15 protein-coding genes are annotated in these 19,759 nt (G+C 69.8%); 12 read left to right on the top strand and 3 right to left on the bottom strand.

Translation table 11 applies throughout. From position 1 onward, the window contains the following. The first annotated feature begins 247 nt into the window (after window positions 1-247). Complete coding sequence (locus AB0B66_RS12285) at window positions 248-2,944, top strand: ricin-type beta-trefoil lectin domain protein (RefSeq protein ID WP_360527181.1); 2,697 nt, start codon at window positions 248-250, stop codon at window positions 2,942-2,944. An 83-nt stretch (window positions 2,945-3,027) separates the two neighbouring features. On the opposite strand, the gene AB0B66_RS12280 is transcribed toward AB0B66_RS12285, so the two are convergent. Further along, entirely contained in the window at window positions 3,028-4,344 is a 1,317-nt protein-coding gene (locus tag AB0B66_RS12280) for a cellulose binding domain-containing protein (RefSeq protein WP_360527178.1), read from the bottom strand. Between the two features lie 260 nt (window positions 4,345-4,604). Between AB0B66_RS12280 and AB0B66_RS12275 the strand changes: the two genes are divergently transcribed. Then, window positions 4,605-5,546 carry a PaaX family transcriptional regulator C-terminal domain-containing protein gene (locus tag AB0B66_RS12275; RefSeq protein ID WP_360527176.1) on the top strand — a complete coding sequence of 314 codons (942 nt, stop codon included), beginning with the start codon at window positions 4,605-4,607 and terminating at the stop codon, window positions 5,544-5,546. Between the two features lie 444 nt (window positions 5,547-5,990). Continuing rightward, a complete protein-coding gene (locus AB0B66_RS12270) occupies window positions 5,991-7,385 on the top strand; it encodes an endo-1,4-beta-xylanase (protein WP_360527238.1) in 1,395 nt (464 codons plus the stop codon). A 375-nt stretch (window positions 7,386-7,760) separates the two neighbouring features. Here AB0B66_RS12270 and AB0B66_RS12265 read toward each other — a convergent pair whose 3' ends face one another. Continuing rightward, entirely contained in the window at window positions 7,761-9,401 is a 1,641-nt protein-coding gene (locus AB0B66_RS12265) for a ricin-type beta-trefoil lectin domain protein (protein ID WP_360527173.1), read from the bottom strand. Window positions 9,402-9,933: 532 nt separating this feature from the next. On the opposite strand from AB0B66_RS12265, the gene AB0B66_RS12260 reads away from it, so the two are divergent. From AB0B66_RS12260 to AB0B66_RS12235, 6 genes are all read left to right on the top strand, one after another. After that, entirely contained in the window at window positions 9,934-11,193 is a 1,260-nt protein-coding gene (locus AB0B66_RS12260) for an extracellular solute-binding protein (RefSeq protein WP_360527170.1), read from the top strand. Window positions 11,194-11,198: 5 nt separating this feature from the next. Next, the gene (locus AB0B66_RS12255; protein WP_360527167.1) at window positions 11,199-12,161 is read left to right on the top strand and encodes a sugar ABC transporter permease; all 963 of its coding nucleotides are present in this window, start codon (window positions 11,199-11,201) and stop codon (window positions 12,159-12,161) included. Continuing rightward, on the top strand, window positions 12,161-12,988 hold the full coding sequence (locus AB0B66_RS12250) for a carbohydrate ABC transporter permease (RefSeq protein ID WP_360527164.1): 828 nt from the start codon (window positions 12,161-12,163) through the stop codon (window positions 12,986-12,988). The genes AB0B66_RS12255 and AB0B66_RS12250 overlap by 1 nt, the downstream gene beginning before the upstream one ends. A gap of 1 nt (window position 12,989) precedes the next feature. Further along, entirely contained in the window at window positions 12,990-14,138 is a 1,149-nt protein-coding gene (locus tag AB0B66_RS12245) for a mandelate racemase/muconate lactonizing enzyme family protein (RefSeq protein WP_360527161.1), read from the top strand. Between the two features lie 316 nt (window positions 14,139-14,454). After that, a complete protein-coding gene (locus AB0B66_RS12240; RefSeq protein WP_360527158.1) occupies window positions 14,455-15,264 on the top strand; it encodes a FadR/GntR family transcriptional regulator in 810 nt (269 codons plus the stop codon). A 420-nt stretch (window positions 15,265-15,684) separates the two neighbouring features. Then, a complete protein-coding gene (locus AB0B66_RS12235; protein ID WP_360527155.1) occupies window positions 15,685-16,536 on the top strand; it encodes an amidohydrolase family protein in 852 nt (283 codons plus the stop codon). Window positions 16,537-16,603: 67 nt separating this feature from the next. Here AB0B66_RS12235 and AB0B66_RS12230 read toward each other — a convergent pair whose 3' ends face one another. Then, window positions 16,604-17,494, bottom strand: coding sequence for an amidohydrolase family protein (locus AB0B66_RS12230; RefSeq protein ID WP_360527152.1), 891 nt, complete (start codon window positions 17,492-17,494; stop codon window positions 16,604-16,606). Window positions 17,495-17,668: 174 nt separating this feature from the next. Between AB0B66_RS12230 and AB0B66_RS12225 the strand changes: the two genes are divergently transcribed. From AB0B66_RS12225 to AB0B66_RS12215, 3 genes are read left to right on the top strand one after another with little or no spacing between them, the layout of a single operon-like run. Next, entirely contained in the window at window positions 17,669-18,661 is a 993-nt protein-coding gene (locus AB0B66_RS12225) for an alcohol dehydrogenase catalytic domain-containing protein (RefSeq protein ID WP_360527149.1), read from the top strand. Further along, window positions 18,658-19,425: an SDR family oxidoreductase gene (locus tag AB0B66_RS12220; RefSeq protein ID WP_360527146.1), complete on the top strand. Its 768-nt coding sequence runs from the start codon at window positions 18,658-18,660 to the stop codon at window positions 19,423-19,425. The genes AB0B66_RS12225 and AB0B66_RS12220 overlap by 4 nt, the downstream gene beginning before the upstream one ends. Before the next feature lie 31 nt (window positions 19,426-19,456). Further along, window positions 19,457-19,759: an L-rhamnose mutarotase gene (locus AB0B66_RS12215; protein ID WP_360527143.1), complete on the top strand. Its 303-nt coding sequence runs from the start codon at window positions 19,457-19,459 to the stop codon at window positions 19,757-19,759.

The following is a 19,759-nucleotide window of genomic DNA, read 5'->3' as shown; positions in this document are numbered from 1 at the left end:
GGCGCGGGAGCCGGCGTCGCCCGGCCCGCGCCCACTCGACGAAAAGCGTGGTCCGCACACGGAACCTGGCCGAAATGGAATAGACACAGGCCGTTGACGTGTGACGTCATACGTCGCTACTGTGGCGGTGCTCCAAGGAGGACAAGCGGCCTCCCGGGCAGCGGCTCGCACCATCCACGGCCCAGCGCACTCCGGACGCACCGGCGGACACCGCCGAGCTGCGGCAGTCGAAAGGAAGAGAAGAGACGTGAAGTCAGCTCTATCGACCGTGGGAAGATCGCTGGTGGCGGTCGCGGTCCTCGTGTCCGCCTCGGTGGCGGCCACCGTCGCCGCCCAGGCGCCCGCCGCGGCCGCGACCCAGGCGACGTACTACGTCGCCCCCAACGGCAACGACGGCAACCCGGGCACCATCGGCTCGCCGCTCAAGACCGTGCAGCGCGCCCGGGACCTCGTCCGCACCATCAACACGAACATGACCGGCGACATCTACGTGTACCTTCGCGGCGGTACGTACCCGGTGAGCAGCACCATCGAGTTGGGTGCGAGCGACTCGGGCACCAACGGCTACCGCGTCTTCTACTCCGCCTACAACAACGAGACGCCGGTCCTCGACGGCGGCGTGCAGGTGACGGGGTGGACCCAGCACAGCGGCAACATCTGGAAGGCCCCGCTCAGCCGGTCCAACAAGCTGCGCGCGCTGTATGTCAACGACAAGCGCGCCTACATGGCGTCCAAGACCATCTCGTCGGCGGGCTGCTATGGGACGTACAACATCACGGCCGGTCAGGCGGCGTGGGCGTGGGAGTCGGGTTCGCAGTGTGACGGGGCCCGGTACAGCGCGTCGGACTTTCCCGCCATCAGCGCCAACCACGACGACATCGAGATCGAGACCGGCACCACCTGGACCACCGCCATCGTCGGCGTGCGCCAGGTGACCAGCGACGGTTCCGGCCGCATCGCGCTGTTCCAGCAGCCGGGCGCGGCCATCGCCCAGGGCGCGTTCAACGGCAACGCCCAGGTCGGCGGCACCCACAAGGTCATGAACGCCTACGAGTTCCTGGACACCCCGGGTGAGTTCTACTTCAACAAGTCCACCCAGACCCTGTACTACTACAAGGCGAGCTCGGAGAACATGGCGACCGCCGCGGTCTTCGCGCCCAACAACGTGACCACGCTGCTGCGCATCGCCGGCACCTCGACGAGCGGCCACGCGCGCAACATCACGCTGTCCGGGCTCACCGCGCAGCACTCGGACTGGAACCTGTTCACCGTGTCCGGCTCGCCCTACAAGCAGGCGCAGCAGGGCAACCTCGGCGCCACCGCGTACGCGAAGCAGAACTTCCACGCCTACTACTACCGCAACGTCGACGTCACCCCGACCATGATCGACATTCAGAACGCCGACGGCATCCTGCTGCAGCGCAACCGGATCCAGCACGCCGGGGCCGACGGCGTCGGCATGGTCAACGACGTGCAGAACTCGCAGCTGATCGGCAACTTCACCAACGACATCGCCGGGTCGGCGATCAGCGTGGGCCACCCCCAGCACGTGTACATCGGCGACCACACGTCGAGCAACCGCGAGAAGTACCCGGTCGCGGTCGAGGGCCTGCCGAAGACCATCGACATCAAGAACAACTACCTGTACGACAGCGCCGTGCTGTTCAACGGGCACAGCCCCATCACGGCCTACTTCGTCGACACCCTGACCGTGCAGCGCAACCGCATCGAGAAGGCGCCGTGGTCGGGCATCACGATGGGCTGGGGCTGGTGGAACTTCGACGGCTCGTCCGGCTCGATCGCGCCCAACCGGCCGACGACGACCGCGAAGAACAACACCATCAGCTACAACCACTTCATCGACACGGTGCAGCGCCTCAGCGACACCGCGCCCATCTACACCCTGGGCAGCCAGCCCGGCACCACCATCACCAACAACTACCTGCAGGGCGTTCCGTCCGGGCACAAGTACGGCCTGCACCCTGACGAGGGCTCGGCGTACATGACGTTCCGCGACAACGTGCTCAGCGTCGACAAGAACGTCACCTGGCTCGTCAACTCCGACGACTGGGGCCGCAAGCACGACCTGAGCATCACGCAGACATACGGCCCCATCAACAAGGTGTCGAACAAGGTCCTGCCCAACAGCACGGTCCACGACATCCTCGTCTCGTCCGACTACGTCTGGCCCGCGGCGGCGTACGGCATCGCCGTGAACTCCGGGCTGGAGGACGCCTACCGGGGCATCATCCCGCAGGCCAACCTCGTGCTGCCCGACTACGTGCTGCCGGCGAGCACCTACGTGGGCAGCAGCGGCACGTCGATCCCGATCCGCGGCACCGGCGACTCGACCAAGTCCGTGTGGCTCGCGCCGTACGGCACGACCAGCTTCACCGCCGGGGCGACGATGACCCGCGCCGACGGCACCGCCACCTCGATCGCCGTTCCCAGCACGGCGGGCGAGTACCGGCTGTACGTGGTGGACGCGCAGGGCGTGCGCTCGGTGGAGTCGAAGTCGATCGTCCGGCGGGAGGGCAGCGGCGGCGGTGGTCAGCAGAACGTCCAGCTCGTGGGCGGGCAGTCCGGCCGCTGCGTCGACTCGCCCAACAGTGCCACCGCCAACGGCACCCAGCTGCAGCTGTGGGACTGCCACGGCGGGACCAACCAGCGGTGGACCTACACCAGCGGCAAGCAGCTGACCCTGTACGGCAACAAGTGCCTGGACGCGTCCGGGGCCGGCACGACCAACGGCACCGCGGTGGTGATCTGGGACTGCCACGGCGGCACCAACCAGCAGTGGAACGTCAACGCCAACGGCACCATCTCCAGCGTGCAGTCCGGGCTCTGCGTGGACGCCACCGGCGCGGGGACCGCCAACGGCACGAAGATCGTCCTGTGGTCCTGCAACAGCGGCGCGAACCAGCAATGGAGCCTGCGCAGCTGACGACTCGTCGACCCGGCCTCGCGATCGGTGAGGCCGGGTCGACGACCCCCGTCAGTGCGGACGGACCTTCCGGGGACGGTGCATCAGGCAGCCGAGCAGGTCAGCGTCGGCGTCGACGGAGTGCCGCCGGCGAGGAAGCCGAACGTGGTCGACCCGCCGGCCGACAGCGACCCGTTGTAGGAGACGTTGCGCACCGTCACGGACTGGCCGCTGGTGGACAGCGTGCCGCTCCACAGCTGGGTGATGGACTGTCCGCTGCTGAGCGTCCAGCCGACCGACCACCCCGTGAGCGGGGCGCTGCCGGCGGTGACCGTCACCTCGCCCTGGAAGCCGCCGGGCCAGGGATTGATCGTCCGGTAGCTCGCGCTGCACGCGCCGCCGGGTGCGGGCGAGGACGGCGCGGGGCTGCTGGGCGCGGGGCTGCTCGGGCGGGGGCTCGGTGAGGCGGAGGCGCTCGGCGACGGGCTGGCCGACGGGGAGGCGCTGGGGGAGGGTGTGCCGGCGAACTGGGCGAGGAAGGTGTTGACCGCCGCCGACGTCCAGGTGCGCGTGCCGCTGGTGGCCGTCGACCCGTCCACCGGGTGCGGGGCGTGGTCACCGTCGAAGGCGGCCCACTGGACCGGATAACCGGACCGGCACCCCGAGTAGAGCGTGGTGATGTGCGTCAGGCTGCCCTGCGCCGGCTCGCGCGGGCTCTGCGCGGTGCAGCCGTTGTTGCGGACGAAGGTGTCGCGGATCGAGCGTCCGCTGGAGATGTTGAGCACGCTGTCGTGGGTGCCGTGGATGCCGAAGTACGCGACCGGCTGGGTGCCCCCGCTGCAGCCGCTGAGGTTGGCGCCGGAGTAGACCACGACCGCCCGGAACACCGAAGGCCGGGCGCAGGCCAGCGCGTAGCTCATCGCGCCGCCATAGCTCCAGCCCATGGCGTAGACCTGGGCCGTGTCCACGCACAGGTCGCCCTGCACCAGGCTGACCAGGTCGTCGATCAGGGTGACGTCCCGGCCGTTGGTGTTGGCCCAGCCGTTGCTGATGCCCTGCGGCGCGACGAAGATCGTGCCGTCGTTGGACAGCTGCTTCTGCCCGTAGAACGCCCAGGCCGCCCCGTCCGATCCGCCGGTGGCGACGTCATTGGCGGTGCCGTTGAGCCAGTGCAGGCCGAAGATCAGCCGGTACGGTCGGGTGTTGTTGTAGGTGCTCGGAATGCTCAGGATGTACGTGCGGTTCTGGCCGCCGCTCTGGATCGAGCGAGTCCCGCTGGTCAGCGTCGGGGTTCTGCCGCAGCCGGCGGTCGGCCCGGCCTCGGCCAGGCGCGGCACCAGCAGGACGGCGCCGGTCAGCGCCAGGGTCAGCAGGCTGCTCAGCACCCATCGGTGTCGGCTTGAACTGGTCGTTCGTGTCATGGCACTTCCTCGATGACAACAGTTGCGGGTCGGCTTGCCCTGGCCTGCCCCTGCCGGTGTGCCGGACTTCGTTCACTACGTGGTCGGGCTCCCTCGACGACGTGTGTCATGAAGAATGCCGGTCGGACAGGAAAGTGTCAATCGAACGGCTCGAATGGCATCCGAGCCGCTCCGGCATCGCGCGGCCGCCGACAGGTCGCACCTACGATGGGCGGGGCCCCGCGTCGCGGGGCGTGGGTCGTCGCAGCGCCGGAGTCGTGGTGAAACTGTTCGAGATCGAAGAGATCTACCCCGATGTGGACGGCGGCTCGCGACTGCCCCGACGCCAGGCGGGCAACTCGCCGCAGGGCCTGGCCACGACACTTGTCGCCGACTACACGCTGCCCACGCGGGCCTGGCTGCCGTCGGCCGCGGTCACCACCCTGCTCGGCGAGTTCGGGATCACCAGCGGCGCGGCCCGGACCGCGATCAGTCGGCTGGCCCGCCGGGGCGTGCTGGAGAGCAGCCGGGACGGCCGGCGCAGCTTCTACCGGCTGACCAGCGACGCCGCCGACGAGCTGTCGGCCGGGGGAGCCTGGATCGCCCGGTTCGCCGAGCAGGCCCGCACCTGGGACGGCACCTGGACGCTGGTGGCCTTCTCGCTGCCGCAGGAGCACGGCACGCAGCGGCGATCATTGCGCGGCCAGCTGCGCTGGCTGGGGTTCGCGCCGCTGTACGACGGCCTGTGGGTCTCGCCGGATCCGTGGAATCCCACCGTCGCCGGGCGGCTGGCCGAGGTCACGCCCGGCGCGATGACCGTGTTCCGGGCGGCGCACGTCGACCTGGCCGCCACCGCGGATCGTAACCCGATCGAGGCGTGGGACATCGCGGCGATCACCGAGCACTACGCGGCCTTCGACCGGCAGTGGCGACCGCTGTTGCGGCGCGTCCGCGACGGCCGGATCGCGGGGGCTGCGGCGGTCCGGGCCCGCACCGAGATCATGGACGCCTACCGGCACATCCCGCTGCTCGACCCGCAGCTGCCGCTGGAACTGCTGCCCGCGGGATGGCCCCGCACGCAGGCCCGCGAGGTGTTCGTCGAGATCTACGACGGGCTGGCCGAGCAGGCTCAGCGGCACGTGCTGGACGTCGTCGGCCGGTCCTCCGGTGAGCCCGCCGTCGGCATCCGGGCTCACACCGTCGCGGTGATGGCCGCCGCCTGAGTGTTCCGAAGGTCGGCCGGAAGTTTCGGAACCGTCGCGGTGATCCACTGTGCTTCGAACTTTCGCACCGCGCGGACGGTGATCCTAAGGCATCAGTGATGATCACACGCTGAGCTACCTGCGCTGCTGAAATAGCTGTCGTGAGTGGATGTCGATCTGGCGTCGAGCAAGGCTCGGCCTACATTGGTCAATGACCATCTTCCGGAAGTTATCGAAAAGTTTCCGTTGCGGCGGGCATTCAAGCGTGGCAACATGCCCCGGTATCGATGCCCGATTCCCCGGCGCCGCACCGATCGCCCGAGACGACGCGTGCGCCGACCACGAAAGGAGACCATGGTGACTGCGCTTCCCACCGCGCATCATGGCAGGAACCCACAGCGGCGATCGCCCATCCGCGCCGCCGCGCTGACCGCGGCCGCCGGTGCCCTCGCCCTGCTCACCGTCGTGCTCGTCATCCCGAACGCGAGCGCCGCGGCCAGCACCCTCGGCGCCGCCGCGGCGCAGTCGGGCCGGTACTTCGGCACCGCCATCGCTGCCAGCCGGCTCGGCGACTCGACGTACACCACGATCGCCGGGCGCGAGTTCAACATGATCACGGCCGAGAACGAGATGAAGCCCGACGCCACCCAGCCCAACCGCGGGCAGTTCAACTTCAGCTCCGGCGACCAGATCTACAACTGGGCGACCCAGCGCGGCCTGAAGGTCCGCGGCCATACCCTGGCCTGGCACGCCCAGCAGCCCGGCTGGATGCAGAGCCTGTCCGGCAGCAACCTGCGCCAGGCGATGATCGACCACATCAACGGCGTCATGGCCCACTACAAGGGCAAACTCGCCGCCTGGGACGTCGTCAACGAGGCGTTCAACGAGGACGGCAGCCGCCGCTCGTCCAACCTGCAGGGCACCGGCAACGACTGGATCGAGGTCGCCTTCCGCACCGCCCGCAACGCCGACCCGTCGACCAAACTCTGCTACAACGACTACAACATCGAGAACTGGAGCTACGGCAAGACCCAGGGTGTGTACAACATGATCCGGGACTTCAAGTCCCGCGGCGTGCCCATCGACTGCGTCGGCCTGCAGACCCACTTCACCGGCGGCAGCTCGCTGCCCGGAAACTTCCAGACCACCCTGTCCAGCTTCGCCGCCCTCGGCGTGGACGTGGCCCTCACCGAGGTCGACGTCACCAACGCCTCCACCTCGCAGTACGGCGGCCTGACCCAGGCGTGCATGAACGTGCCGCGCTGCATCGGCATCACCGTGTGGGGCGTGCGCGACAGCGACTCGTGGCGCTCCAACGAGAGCCCGCTGCTGTTCAACAGCGGTGGCGGTGCGAAGTCGGCGTACACCTCGGTGCTCAACGCCCTCAACGCCGCCACGCCGCAGCCGTCGCAGTCGACGCCCGCCTCGCCGCCGCCGTCCTCGCCTGCCCCGAGCGCCTCCCCGACGCCTCCGACGGGCGGCGGTGTCGGCCGGATCGTGGGCGCGCAGTCGGGCCGGTGCGTCGACGTGCCCAACGCGTCGCAGACCAACGGCACCCGGGTGCAGCTGTACGACTGCCACACCCAGTCCAACCAGCAGTGGACCTACACCTCCGGCAAGCAGCTGACCGTGTACGGCAACAGGTGCCTGGACGCGGCCGGTTCCGGAAACGGTGCGGAGATCCAGATCTACAGCTGCAACGGTCAGGCCAACCAGCAGTGGAACCTCAACTCCAACGGCACCATCACCGGTGTCCAGTCGGGTCGGTGCCTGGACGTCTGGAGCACCGCCAACGGCGCCCGGATCCAGCTCTACGACTGCAACGGCCAGGCCAACCAGCGGTTCAGCCTCGTCTCCTAGTGAAGTCCTGACCGCAGGCGGCCGGGGGTGCAAGCAGCCCCCGGCCGCCTCATCACGGCGTATGACGTATGACAAACGGCAGCTGAAGAACCATGAATGACGGATGTTTCCCTGCCGCCTCTGCAATGAGATCACGGTTACGTTCGAGATCGTGCCTGGCAGGATACTGTTTTCCGGCGGGCGCGCCGACACGAGTCGGCATCAATGTATTGACATATGACGTATGATGGATGCACGGCGGGGCCCAAACCGCCAGCGGACCGCGGTGCCGGAGCCAGGCCGCCGCGGTCCGCGCCCGTTGCACCCAAGAGCCCGCCGAACGGATCGGGGACATCCGCTCGGCGGGCTCTTGTCATGTCGACCCGTGTCCGCGGCCTAGCGGCGGGTCCAGCGCTGGTTGGCCGCGCCGGTGCAGGTCCACAGGATCACCAGGGTGCCGTTGGCGGTGGCGGCGCCGTTGACATCGACGCACAGGCCCGACTGCCGGCTGCTGACCGTGCCGTCGGAGTTGAGGTTCCACTGCTGGTTGGCGCCGCCGTTGCAGTCCCACAGCTGCACCTTGGCCCCTGCCGTGGCGTTGAGCGGCGCGTCGAGGCACTTGCCCAGGGCCTGCAGCGCGGCCCCGTTGACGGCCCACTGCTGGTTGCTCTGGCCGTTGCAGTCCCAGATCACCGGCTGCGTGCCGTTGGCGGTGTTGCTCTGCGGGACGTCCAGGCAGCGCCCGGAGGCCGCGCTCACGAAGGTGGTCGTCGACGGCGGGGGAGTGGTGCCGCCGCCGCTGACGCGGTAGACCACCGTGCCGTGCGCCGGGACGCTGGCGGAGATGGTGCCGCTGGTGGAGCCGGTGGCGTTGGTCCACGCGTCCAGCAGGGTGAACGACGTGCCGGACTTGCCGACGGCCGCCGCCGTGGTGGAGACCGTCGTGGTCGAGGACCCCTGGTTGAACAGGGCGACCGCGACGTCGCCGTTGGCCAGCCGCTTGGCGAGCACGCGGCGGGTGCCGTCGTGGGAGACCTGGGTCGCCTGCAGGCCCAGGGAGTCCTGGTTGATGGCGATCAGGTTCGCGTTCTTGAGGATGGTCTGCGTCGCGCCGGACATCGAGCGCAGGTCGTTGCCGGCGATCAGCGGCGAGGCCATGACCGCCCAGAGCGCGAAGTGGCTGCGCATCTCGGTGTCGGTCATGCCGCCCCGGCCGACCTCCATCATGTCGGGGTCGTTGAACCCGCCCGGCCGGGCGTAGGAGGCCAGCGGGACGGTGACGTTGACGATGTTCTGGATGCCCATCGGGTAGCCGTTGCTCTGTCCCGTGTCCCAGGCGTTGGTGATGTCCTCGGTGGTCCGCCACATGTTGGCCACGTCGCCCCAGTTGCGCAGCGGGCCGGTCTTGGCGTGGATGCTGTTGGGGTTGATGCTGTAGACGATGGGGCGGCCGGTGGCGGCGAGCGCGTCGCGCATCTTGGCGAACGTGGCGACCTGCTGGTCGATGGTTCCGGTGGGCGAGCACCAGTCGTACTTGAGGAAGTCCACCCCCCAGGCGGCGAACTGCCGCGCGTCCTGGACCTCGTGCCCCTGGCTGCCGGTGGCGCCCGGGTACGAGCCGAAGTACTGGGCGCAGGTCTTGTCCAGGGGCACCTGGTAGATGCCGAACTTGAGACCGCGGCTGTGCAGGTAGTCGCCGAGCGCCTTCATGCCGCTGGGGAACCTGGTCGGGTCGCCTTGCAGGTTGCCCGACGAGTCGCGGTTGGGGTTGAACCAGCAGTCGTCGACCACGACGTACTGGTAGCCCAGGTCGCGCATGCCGCTGCTGACCATCGCGTCGGCGTGCTGGCGGATCAGGGTCTCGTTGATGTTGCAGCCGAACGTGTTCCAGGAGTTCCAGCCCATCGGGGGCGTGCGGGCGACACCGTTGTCGAGCGCGTGCGCGGCGGGGGCCTGCAGGCCGAGCGCGGCGGCGGTCAGCAGCAGTGCTGCCGCCAGCGCGGTGGCCAGGCTTCGTCTGCGGAGGGGACGGTTCATCGTGCTCCTCTGGTCGGGACGGGCGGGTGGGGAGCGGACGATGCGCGGTCCGCCGGTCGCGGGCGCGGTCGGCGGAACCGTCGGATCGGCCTGATCTTCGGCAGCGCGAACCCCTCACGGCGCGGGACGCGGTGAGTCGCAGTGTGCGGAGTGCTCTGTCCGGAAGGGATGGAGCGGGCGGGCGCTGAGGTGCGCAACGCCTGTGGGTCGGGTGGCGTCGCCCTAGACTGTGACCGATAACATCGGAATGCGTCAAGACGTTGCCGAAATGTTTCGGTTGATCGAGCGGTCTCAGCATGGCATGGTCTGCGCGTTGTGGATGGGGCGCACGGCACCGGCCGGAACCATGTGATCGGTAACAATCCGAAAGACTGGAGCGGGTGGCTCTGGTCGTGGTGCGAGTGTCGGGAGCCGACGGTGGCGGCCTTCGGTTTCCGCCAGGTTTCCGTTGACATCACACATCATATGACTTAGCTTTGCTGCATTCCAGCTGACGGCCGGCCCGATCCGGCCATTCTCGAGATGAGAATCAATGAAGCAGCGAGTACTCTGGCCGGCCGCCGTCGCGGCGATGCTGGCCTTGGCGGGCTGTGGAAGCGCCACGGGCAGTGAATCCCCGTCCGACGCGGCGAGCGGCAAGCTCGTGGTGTGGGACTGGAAGTCCAGTGACAAGACCGCAACCGCATACGTGGAGAAGGCGAAGGCCGATTTCGCCAAGAAGCACCCGGGCGTGACCGTCGAGTTCGTCGCCCAGCCGTTCGACCAGTACTACACGCTCCTCGGCGCGGCGATCCAGGCGGGCAAGGGCCCCGACGTCATGCTGTTCAACGGCGGCGGCCAGATCCGCGACCGGGTCGACGCGCTGGTCCCGCTGGACCAGTACCTCGGCCCGGACAAGGAGCGCCTGACCGGCTGGGACGCGTTCACCAAGGACGGCAAGGCGTTCGCCGCGCCGGTGACCCTGCAGGGCCACCCGATCTACTTCAACAAGAACCTGTACAAGAAGGCCGGGCTCGACCCGCAGAAGCCCGCGACCACCTGGAACGCCTTCACCGCCGACTGCGCCGCCATCACCAAGGCGACGAAGGCCACCTGCTTCTCGCTGGGCAACAAGGAGGGCGCGGGCATCCAGTTCTTCCTGTCGGCGCTCGGTTCGGGAATCTTCTCGCCCCAGGAGTACGACGACTGGATCGCCGGCAAGCGCGACTGGAACTCCCCCCACGTCAAGCAGCTCTTCCAGCTGTGGAAGGACGTCGAGGCCGGCGGCCTGAACAACAAGGGCGGCAACTCGACCACGATGTTCACCGACGCCTTCGGCATCTTCCAGGCGGGCAAGGCGACCAACATCATCGGCCTGATGTCCGACATCGGGCACTGGAAGGACTTCAACGAGTTCCTCGGCCCCGAGAACGTCGGGGTGATGAAGTCGCCGGTCATCGCCGAGGGCGCCGTGCCCAGCCTGCCCTTCGACGGCGGCATCGGCTACGCGGTCGCCAAGTGGACCAAGGACCCGGCCCTGGCCGCCGACCTGGTGCGCTCGCTGACCTCGACCGACGCCCTGACCGCTTTCTACACCAACGCGGGCGCGGTCGTCTCCGACACGACCGTCAAGGCCGCCGAACCGGCCGTCACGGCGCTGGTCGCCGACCTCAAGACCGGCAAGCCCGCACTGCACGTGGCGCTGTCGTCGAAGACCATCGAACTGATGGGCCGGCTGTCGCAGCAGATCCTCGACGGTTCCGTCACCGTCGACGCCGCGCTCAAGCAGCTCGGCGAGTCGGACCGGAGCTGACCACAGTGCCGCTCGGTGATTTCACGCCGCTGTTGGCCCGCCCCGCTCGGGCGGGGCGGGCCGACGGGCCGGCGACCGCGTCACGCAGGCGTCCCAGGACCGGCAGGCTGTCCTCGGAACGGCTGTCCCCGTTCGTGCTCATCGCCCCCGCCGTCGCCGTCATCGTGCTGTTCCGGCTCTGGCCGCTGCTGCTGGGGGTCAACTTCTCCTTCACCGGCGACGGCGAGCGCAACGGCGCGGCGGTCGGGCTGGACAACTACGCGGAACTGTTCGCCGACCCGCTGTTCCTGGGCGCGCTGCGCAACGTGGGCTGGCTGGTGCTGCTGCTGCCCATCGCGGTGGCGATCCCCGGGATGCTGGCGACGTTCATCTACCTGCGGGTGCCCGGCCACCGGTTCTACCGCAGCGTGTACTTCTTCCCCGCGGTGCTGTCACCGGTGATCGTGGGCTCGATCTTCAACCTGCTGCTGTCCTTCGACGGGCCGGTCAACAGCCTGCTCGAACTGGCCGGCCTCGGCCCGGTCGACTGGCTCGGCGACTCCGACGTCGCGATGTTCACCGTCGTCGGCGTGCACGTGTGGGCGACGTTCGGCATGTCGCTGGTGGTGTTCCTGTCCGGCTTCGCGACGCTCGACCCCGCCCTGCTCGACGCCGCCCGCTCCGACGGGGCCAGCCTGCCGCAGGTGATCTGGCACGTGATCATTCCCGGTCTGTCCCGGACGATCCAGTTCGTGTTCGTGACGACCATGATCGGAATGCTGACCTCCATGTTCGGTCTCATCTACGTGATGACCAGCGGTGGCCCGGGCGGGTCGACCTACCTGCCGGAGTACTACATCTGGATCCAGCAGGGTCAGATGAACCGCCCGGCGTTCGCGTCGGCGGCCTCCACCGTGCTGTTCCTGGTCATGCTCGTCGTAGGACTCGCGCAGGTCAGCTTCCTGCGCCGCACCGGTAGGGAGGACTGATGCGCGGCGCTCGTTTCAGCCGGTGGCTGATCGCCCTGCCCATGGCGCTGCTCGCGCTCGCGACGATCTACCCGCTGGTCTTTACCGCCAACGCGGCGATGAAGACCCGCCGCGACTACATCCTGGACCGGTTCGCGTTCGCCGACACCCTGCGCTGGGACAACATCGCCACGGCCTGGACCAGCGCCGGCACGGCGCGCTACTTCCTCAACTCGGTGATCGTGGTCGCGGGTGCGTCCGCGTTGCTGCTGCTGCTCGGCTCGATGGCCGGGTTCGCGCTGAGCCACCTGCGGTTCCGCGGATCCCGGGCACTGTTCCTGGGCTGCCTCGCGGCGCTGTTCGTGCCCTTCCAGGTGATCATGGTGCCGCTCGTGCGGACCATGGCCGACACCGGGCTCGTCGACACCTACCCGGGGCTGATCCTCGCCTACACGGCGCAGTACCTGCCCTTCACGATCTACCTGATGACCAGCTACTACAGCGCCATCCCCAGCGAGATCGTGGACGCCGCGCGCATCGACGGCAACACGACCTACGGCGTGTACCGCAGGATCATGCTGCCGATGGGCCGGCCCGCGCTGCTGTCGGTCGGCGTGCTCAACGCGCTGTTCTGCTGGAACGACGTGCTCATCGCACTGCTGATGATGCCGTCCGCGGAGCACCGCACCCTGATGGTCGGAGTGACGTCGCTGCGCGGTCAGTACTCGGCCGACATCCCCACGTTCGCCTCGGGGGTGCTGATCGCAGCCGTGCCCGTACTGGCGGTCTACCTGTTCTTCCAGCGCCGGATCGCCGACGCTGTCACCGCTGGTTCGACGAAAGGCTGACATGCGCATCACTGGGTATCGCGCCCTCAACACCGTGCAGGACTGGGGCCGGCCCGTCGGCGACGCCAACGGCGTGTACGCCGACGGACTCACCGATGTGCCGATCGTCGTGGTGACCACCGACGAGGGAGTCACCGGCGTCGGCATGGGCCCGCACGTGGAACTGGACGCGATCTTCGCCGCTATCGACGGCGAGGACCCGCGGGCGGTGACCGCGCTGTACGACAGGATGCTGCGGCAGACGTTCAAGGCCGGACACGCCGGAGCCGTCTTCGGGGCGATCGGGGCGTTCGACTCCGCCCTGTGGGACATCAAAGCCAAAGTCGCGGGCCAGCCCCTGTGGCGCCTGCTCGGCGGCCGCGACCGCGTGGTGCCCGCCTACGCCTCCGGCCTCGACATCGGCCTCGACGACGACGACCTGGCCGCCACCTACCAGGCCTACGCCGAACTCGGCATCCGGGCCGCCAAGCTCAAGGGCGGCCTGGACGTTGAGCGCGACCGGCACCGGCTGGCCCTGGTCCGCGACGTGCTCGCCGAGGCCGGCGGCGGGTCCCGGCCCGGCCTGATGCTCGACGCGAACGAGTGCTGGACCCGCAAGCAGGCGGTCCGGCACGTCGCCGAACTCGAACGGACCCTCGACCTGATCTGGGTCGAGGAGCCCGTGCGGCGCTGGGACGCCGAGGGCCACGCCGCGGTGGGCCGAGGCCTGCGGGCGTCGGTCGCCAGCGGCGAGAACCTCAGCGGACTGGAGCAGTTCCGGCCCCTGCTGGCGGCGGGCGCGCTCGACATCGTGCAGACGGCGTCGGTGTGGGGCGTGACCCACTTCCTGCGGGTGTCGGCCCTGGCCCACGCGTACGACCTGCCGGTCAGCCCGATCGGCACCAACCCGGTCGGCCTGCTGCACGCGGCGACGTCGGTGCCCAACCACCTCGTCAGCGAGCTGCAGGCCCTGCACCCACCGGTGGGAATCGACATCGACCTGCGGATCGAGGACGGATCGTTCGTCCTCGGCGACACGCCCGGTCTGGGGATCAGCATGGACGAGGCGGCGATCGCCGCCTGTGCGCTCCAACCGGCGACGGTGTCCTTCGACGGGCCGGGTGTGCGGCCCGAGCAAGCCGGCCGGCGGCTGTTGGCTGTCGCCGGCTGAACGGGGGTGGCCCGCGCTCAGGGGTGCGGGCCTGGTCCGGGTGGGTGTGGTGGCGTGAGGGCACCGCACCTGCCCGGACCGGCCGAAGTGCCGGTGCGCCGTCGGCGTGCGCGCCGGCACTTCGGCGTGTCCGGAGTCGGTCGGTGTTCCTGCGACCGTGCCCGGTGCGCGCAGATAACCATTCGTGCGAGAATCTTCGTGGTACGGAGACGGAACAGTGACATATGACATCTTACCTGTGACGTCTTAACAGCGTGCCGTACACTCGTCGTCGTCGGGTCTGGTGGTCCGGCGACCACTGCTCCGGGAGGGCGCGTTGACGCGGCAGGTTCTGGCCGACCCGTTCGGCATACCTCATGCCTCCGCCGGCGACGCCGGCCCGCCCCGCGCCCGCGGCACCAAGCTGGGCATCAACGTCGTGCAGCAGATCGTTAACGACATCGTGCGCGGCGTGCTCACCCCGGGCTCGACCCTGCCGCCGGAGGCGGACCTGTGCGACCAGTTCGGCGTCAGCCGGACCGTGATCCGCGAATCCGTCAAGGTGGTGCAGGAGAAGGGCCTGGTCCGCATCGAGCACGGCCGGGGGACCCAGGTCACCGACCCGCGGCAGTGGAACCTGCTCGACGACGTCGTGCTCACCGCGATCATCGCCCACGACGCCAACCTGTCCTTCCTGGACGAGCTGGTGGCCACGCGCACGGCGCTGGAGGCCGACATGGCCGCCGCCGCGGCGACCTCGCACACCGCCGAGGACAGGCTGCGCATCAGCGCCTCCCTCGAACTCATGCGCTCGAAGAAGGACAACGTGCCGGAGTTCGCGGCCGCCGACGCGCACTTCCACGACATGGTCATGGCCGCCTCGCGCAACCGGCTCGGCCGCGCGATCGTCAACAGCATCCACGACAAGGCTCGCGGCAGCATGCGCTACCACGGCGAGTACAACGAAGCGGTGGTGCGCCAGACCCTGGACGAGCACCAGGCGATCCACGACGCCATCCTGGCCAAGGACCCCGCCGCCGCCGCCGCGACGATGCGCGCGCACATCACCGGCTCGTGGAGCCGTCGGCGTCCCCAGACCGACGCGGAGGCCCCGGCTCCGGCACCACGCCGCCAGTCGGCCCGCTGACCGAAGGCGCGGCCGGAGCGTTTCCGGCGTTGTCCGCATTCCCCACGCGACCGACCTGCCCGGCAGGTCGGTCGCGTTGTCTGAGCAGGTGCTGTCCAGCCCCGGCGCTCGCGATGGCGCACCCTCTGATTCGGATCGAGTCACAATTCTTCGATCAGGTCTTGCTATGACGTCATACGTATGATGAGGTTGCGGCCAGAGTGTTTCGCTCGGGTAAATACGCGCCGTCCGCAAAGGATCGTGCCGTCTCAGCCCGTCGAGCACCAGACGGCGCCGGCCCGCACCCCGCCGCGTGCGGGCCGGCGTCCCACCCGACCGGACTGAAGGCCGGCCAGCGCCGCTCTTCACGACGATACGGAGTACCGAAGTGCAGGAGCAGGATTCGGCCGGCCCCGCCACGGGCGACCGCGGGCGGCACAGGTGATCGTCGACGCGCATGTGCAGCTGTGGTCGGCGGACAACCGCCGGCTCGCCGCCGCCGAATACGCCCCCATCCGGCGCGACCACGGCGTCGGCGAGCTGAAGGCGCAGCTCAACGAGTCGGAGGTCGACGCCTGCGTGCTGGTCGAGGCCGCGGGCGTCACCTCGGCCGAGACCACCCGGTGCCTGGAGGTCGCGGCCTGGACGCCGTGGGTGGTGGGTGTGGTGGGCTGGGCCCCGCTGGCCGACCCCGATCTCGGTGAGATCCTCGGCAAACACCGGGCCGAACCCGGCGGGCACCGGCTCGTCGCGCTGCACGAGCGGGTGTACGAATTGCCCGAGGACTATCTCGACCGACCGGCCGTGCGCGCGGGTCTGGCGACGGTGGCCGAGTGCGGCCTGGCGATCGAGCTGGCGGTGCGGGCCGAGCAGCTGCCTTCCGTGGCGCGGCTGGCCCAGGCGATGCCGCACGCCCGGATCGTGCTCCAGCAGGCCGGGTCGCCCTGGGTGACCGGCGGCGTCGAAGGCCTGACCGAGTGGCAGTGGGAGATCGCGCCGGTCGCCGCGTGCGACAACGTGCGTGCCAAGCTCAGCGGCCTGGTGACGCTGGCGCACTGGGACCGGTGGTCGGTGGACGACCTGCGGCCCTATGTGGAGCACGCGGTGCAGGTCTTCGGCGTGCGGCGGCTGATGTTCGGCTCGGACTGGCCGATGTGCCGGCTGGCGGCGACCTATGCCGAGGCGCTGCGGGCGATCTCCTGGCCGTTCGGCGGCCTGCACCCGGACGTCTTCGCGGCGACCGCTGTCAGCACGTACCAACTGGACGTCGGCGAGCTGGCTCGCCCGGTGTGAAAGCGGCCTGCCGTCCGCACGGCCGAGCGGGCCCGGTGCCGTGATGGCGGCACCGGGCCACCGGCGGTCAGGAGCCGGTCGCCTTGACCCGGCCGGGATCGATGCCGTAGACCCGAGTGGCGGTTCCGCCGAGCACGTCACGCCATGCCGCGGGGTCCAGATCCGACAGGGCCTGCCGGACCAGGTCGAGGGTTCGGCCGTAGGACTCGTGGAGCAGGCAGATCGGCCAGTCGCCGCCGTACATCAGCCGCTCGGAACCGAACAGCCGCAGCGCCGTACGCAGGTGGGAGCCCAGTCGGCGCAGCGCCTCGCCGTCCGGGTCGTCGCCCAGGTACAGCCCGGAGAGCTTGGCGTACACCCGGGGACAGCCGGCGAGGAACTCCAGGTGGTGTGACCACTGCTCGGCGTGGTCCAGTCCGGCCCGCAGCGGAGGTGCGCCGAGGTGGTCCAGGACCAGGTGCAGTCCGGGGTGGCGGCGGGCGACCTCGGCGGCGGTGCCCAGCGCCGCGGGGCCCGCGGCGACGAAGTCGAACGGCACCCCGGCTTCTTCCAGCATGCCGAGCCCGGCGTCGACGTCGGGGCGCAGGATCCAGGCCGGGTCCTCGCGCTCGTGGATCAGGTTGCGCACCCCGACGAACAGCGGATCGTCGCGCAGGCGGGCCAGCCGGTCGGCGGCGACGGACGGCTGATGCAGCGGCACGTAGCCGACGACGCCGACGATCCGGCGGTCGGAGCGTGCGGTCTCCAGCATGAGGTCGGTGTCGAAGTCGTCGTCGGCGGACTGCACCAGCACGGCGGCCCCGATGCCGTAGTCGGCGAGTGCGGGCGTGACCTCGGGCAGTGCCATGGCGCGGTTGATCGGGGCCAGGTGGGGGCCGAGCCAGGGGTAGACGCCGCGGGATGGGTCCCATACGTGCAGGTGCGCGTCGATGATCGTCTCGCGGGGAGGGTGGGTCATATGCGGCTCCAAGGGTCGGTGGAAGCGGGTGGCGGCCGGTGCGCGGTGAGCCGTTGTCATTCGGCGAAACATATGATGTCATATCTGAGCTTGATCCGATCCGGACAGACTAGGGCGAGCGCCTCAGCCGAAAGGGAAGCCATGCACCGAGCCGTATACGAAGGTGACCGGCGCTTGAGCGTCGTCGACGTGCCCGAGACCGCACCGGGTCCAGGGCAGGTGCAGATCGACGTCGCATTCACCGGGATCTGCGGCACGGACCTGCACATCCTGCACGGCGACATGGACCGGCGGGTCGCCATGCCCGCGGTGCTCGGTCACGAGATGTCGGGAACGGTGGCCCGGCTCGGTGATGGCGTGGACGGCTGGACACCGGGCGAGCCGGTCACCGTCCTACCCGTCCTGCCGTGCGGCACGTGCGTGACGTGCGCCGCCGGGCACGGGCACGTCTGCCCGCGGCTCACCTTCATCGGCATCGACAGCGCCGGGTCCATGCAGCAGCGCTGGAACGTGCCCGCAGGGGCGCTGGTACGCCTGCCCGACACCCTCGACCTGGCCCACGGCGCGCTCGCCGAACCGACCGCCGTGGCCGTGCACGACGTACGCCGCAGCGGCCTGACCGCCGACGAGCACGCCGTCGTGGTCGGCGGCGGGCCGGTGGGTCTGCTCATCGCCGTGGTCGCCCGGCGTACCGGAGCCGACGTGCTGGTCCTGGAGCCCAGCCCGCAGCGGCGGGCCGTCGCCGACCGGCTCGGCTTCACGACCGCGGACCCCACCACCGCCGACACGACCGCGCTGATCGGCGACTGGACCGGCGGCGAGGGAGCCGCCGTCTGCTTCGAGGTCTCCGGCGCGGCCGCCGGAGTCGCCACCGCCGTGCAGGCCCTGGCCCCCCGCGGCCGCCTGGTGATGGTGGCGATCCATGCCGCACCGCGCGAGGTCGACCTGCACCGCTTCTTCTGGCGCGAACTGACCATGCTGGGCGCCCGGCTCTACAGCCGGCCCGACATGGCGACCGCGGTCGAGCTGGTGGCCGACGGCCACATCCCGGCCGCGGAGCTGATCACCCGCGTGGAGCCGCTGGCACGCGTCGGCGAGGCGTTCGCCGCCCTGGAATCCGGGGCCGGTGTCATGAAGGTGCTGCTCGACTGCGGGTCCGCCCGGTGAGCGCCGCCATGTTCGACCTCACCGGCAAACTCGCCGTCGTCACCGGGGCCCGCCGCGGCATCGGCCTGGCCGTCGCGGACGCGCTCGCGGGTGCCGGAGCCGACATCATCGCCGTCAGCGCCCAGCTCGAACCGGACGGCAGCGAGGTCGCCCGCCGGGTCGCTGCCCACGGCCGCAGCTGCGAGGTGCGCGCGGTCGACTTCGCCCGGCGCGAGGCGGTCGCCGAGCTGGCCGCCGATCTCGCGGGCCGGGAGCGGCCGGTCGACATCCTGGTCAACAACGCCGGCACGATCGCCCGCGCACCGGCCGCGCGGCACAGCGACGACGACTGGGACCACGTGCTCGCCGTCGACCTCACCGCCCAGTTCGTCCTGGCCCGGGAGGTCGGGCGGGCGATGCTGGACCGGCGTGCCGGGAAGATCATCTTCACGGCGTCGCTGCTCAGCTTCCAGGGCGGGATCACCGTGCCCGGATACACGGCGGCCAAGTCGGGCGTGGCCGGGCTGACCAAGGCGCTGGCCAACGAGTGGGCCGCGCACGGCGTCAACGTCAACGCCATCGTGCCCGGCTACATCGCCACCGACAACAACCAGGCGCTGCGCGACGACCCCGTACGCAACGCCGCCATCGTCGACCGCATCCCCGCCGGACGGTGGGGCACCCCGGCCGACCTCGCCGGGGTGGCCGTGTTCCTCGCCTCGGCCGCCTCCGACTACGTGCACGGCACGCTGGTTCCCGTCGACGGCGGCTGGCTGGGCCGGTGACCGAAACGACGACGCTCGGCAAGGAGCATCCATGCAGGTGATCGCACTGCACACGCGGCTCAGGCCCGGCCTGGAGGCCGAGTATGAACGCATCCACGCCAAACTCTCACCCGAGCACGAGCAGGCGCTGCGCGACAGCGGGGTCCACTCGTGGCACATCTGGCGCGACGGGCTCGACCTGTTCCACACCGTGGTGTGCGACGACTGGGACGGCATGGAGACCGCGATGGCGAAACTGGAGCTGACCGAACGCTGGCACCAGGTCATCCACCCGATGCTGGACATGACGGTGTCCCAGCGCGGCCCGCTGCCCCTCGTGTGGCAATTACCCTGA

Origin of the sequence: Catellatospora sp. NPDC049111 (genome assembly GCF_040648615.1) — a bacterium.
Classification (GTDB): Bacteria; Actinomycetota; Actinomycetes; order Mycobacteriales; family Micromonosporaceae; genus Catellatospora; species Catellatospora aurea.
This window is presented reverse-complemented; position numbering and strand designations above follow the sequence as displayed.

Coding starts and splice junctions, on each gene's coding strand:
- AB0B66_RS12280 (WP_360527178.1), bottom strand. CDS start 4,344: ATGACACGAACGACCAGTTCAAGCCGACACCGATGGGTGCTGAGCAGC.
- AB0B66_RS12265 (WP_360527173.1), bottom strand. CDS start 9,401: ATGAACCGTCCCCTCCGCAGACGAAGCCTGGCCACCGCGCTGGCGGCA.
- AB0B66_RS12260 (WP_360527170.1), top strand. CDS start 9,934: ATGAAGCAGCGAGTACTCTGGCCGGCCGCCGTCGCGGCGATGCTGGCC.
- AB0B66_RS12250 (WP_360527164.1), top strand. CDS start 12,161: ATGCGCGGCGCTCGTTTCAGCCGGTGGCTGATCGCCCTGCCCATGGCG.
- AB0B66_RS12245 (WP_360527161.1), top strand. CDS start 12,990: ATGCGCATCACTGGGTATCGCGCCCTCAACACCGTGCAGGACTGGGGC.
- AB0B66_RS12230 (WP_360527152.1), bottom strand. CDS start 17,494: ATGACCCACCCTCCCCGCGAGACGATCATCGACGCGCACCTGCACGTA.
- AB0B66_RS12215 (WP_360527143.1), top strand. CDS start 19,457: ATGCAGGTGATCGCACTGCACACGCGGCTCAGGCCCGGCCTGGAGGCC.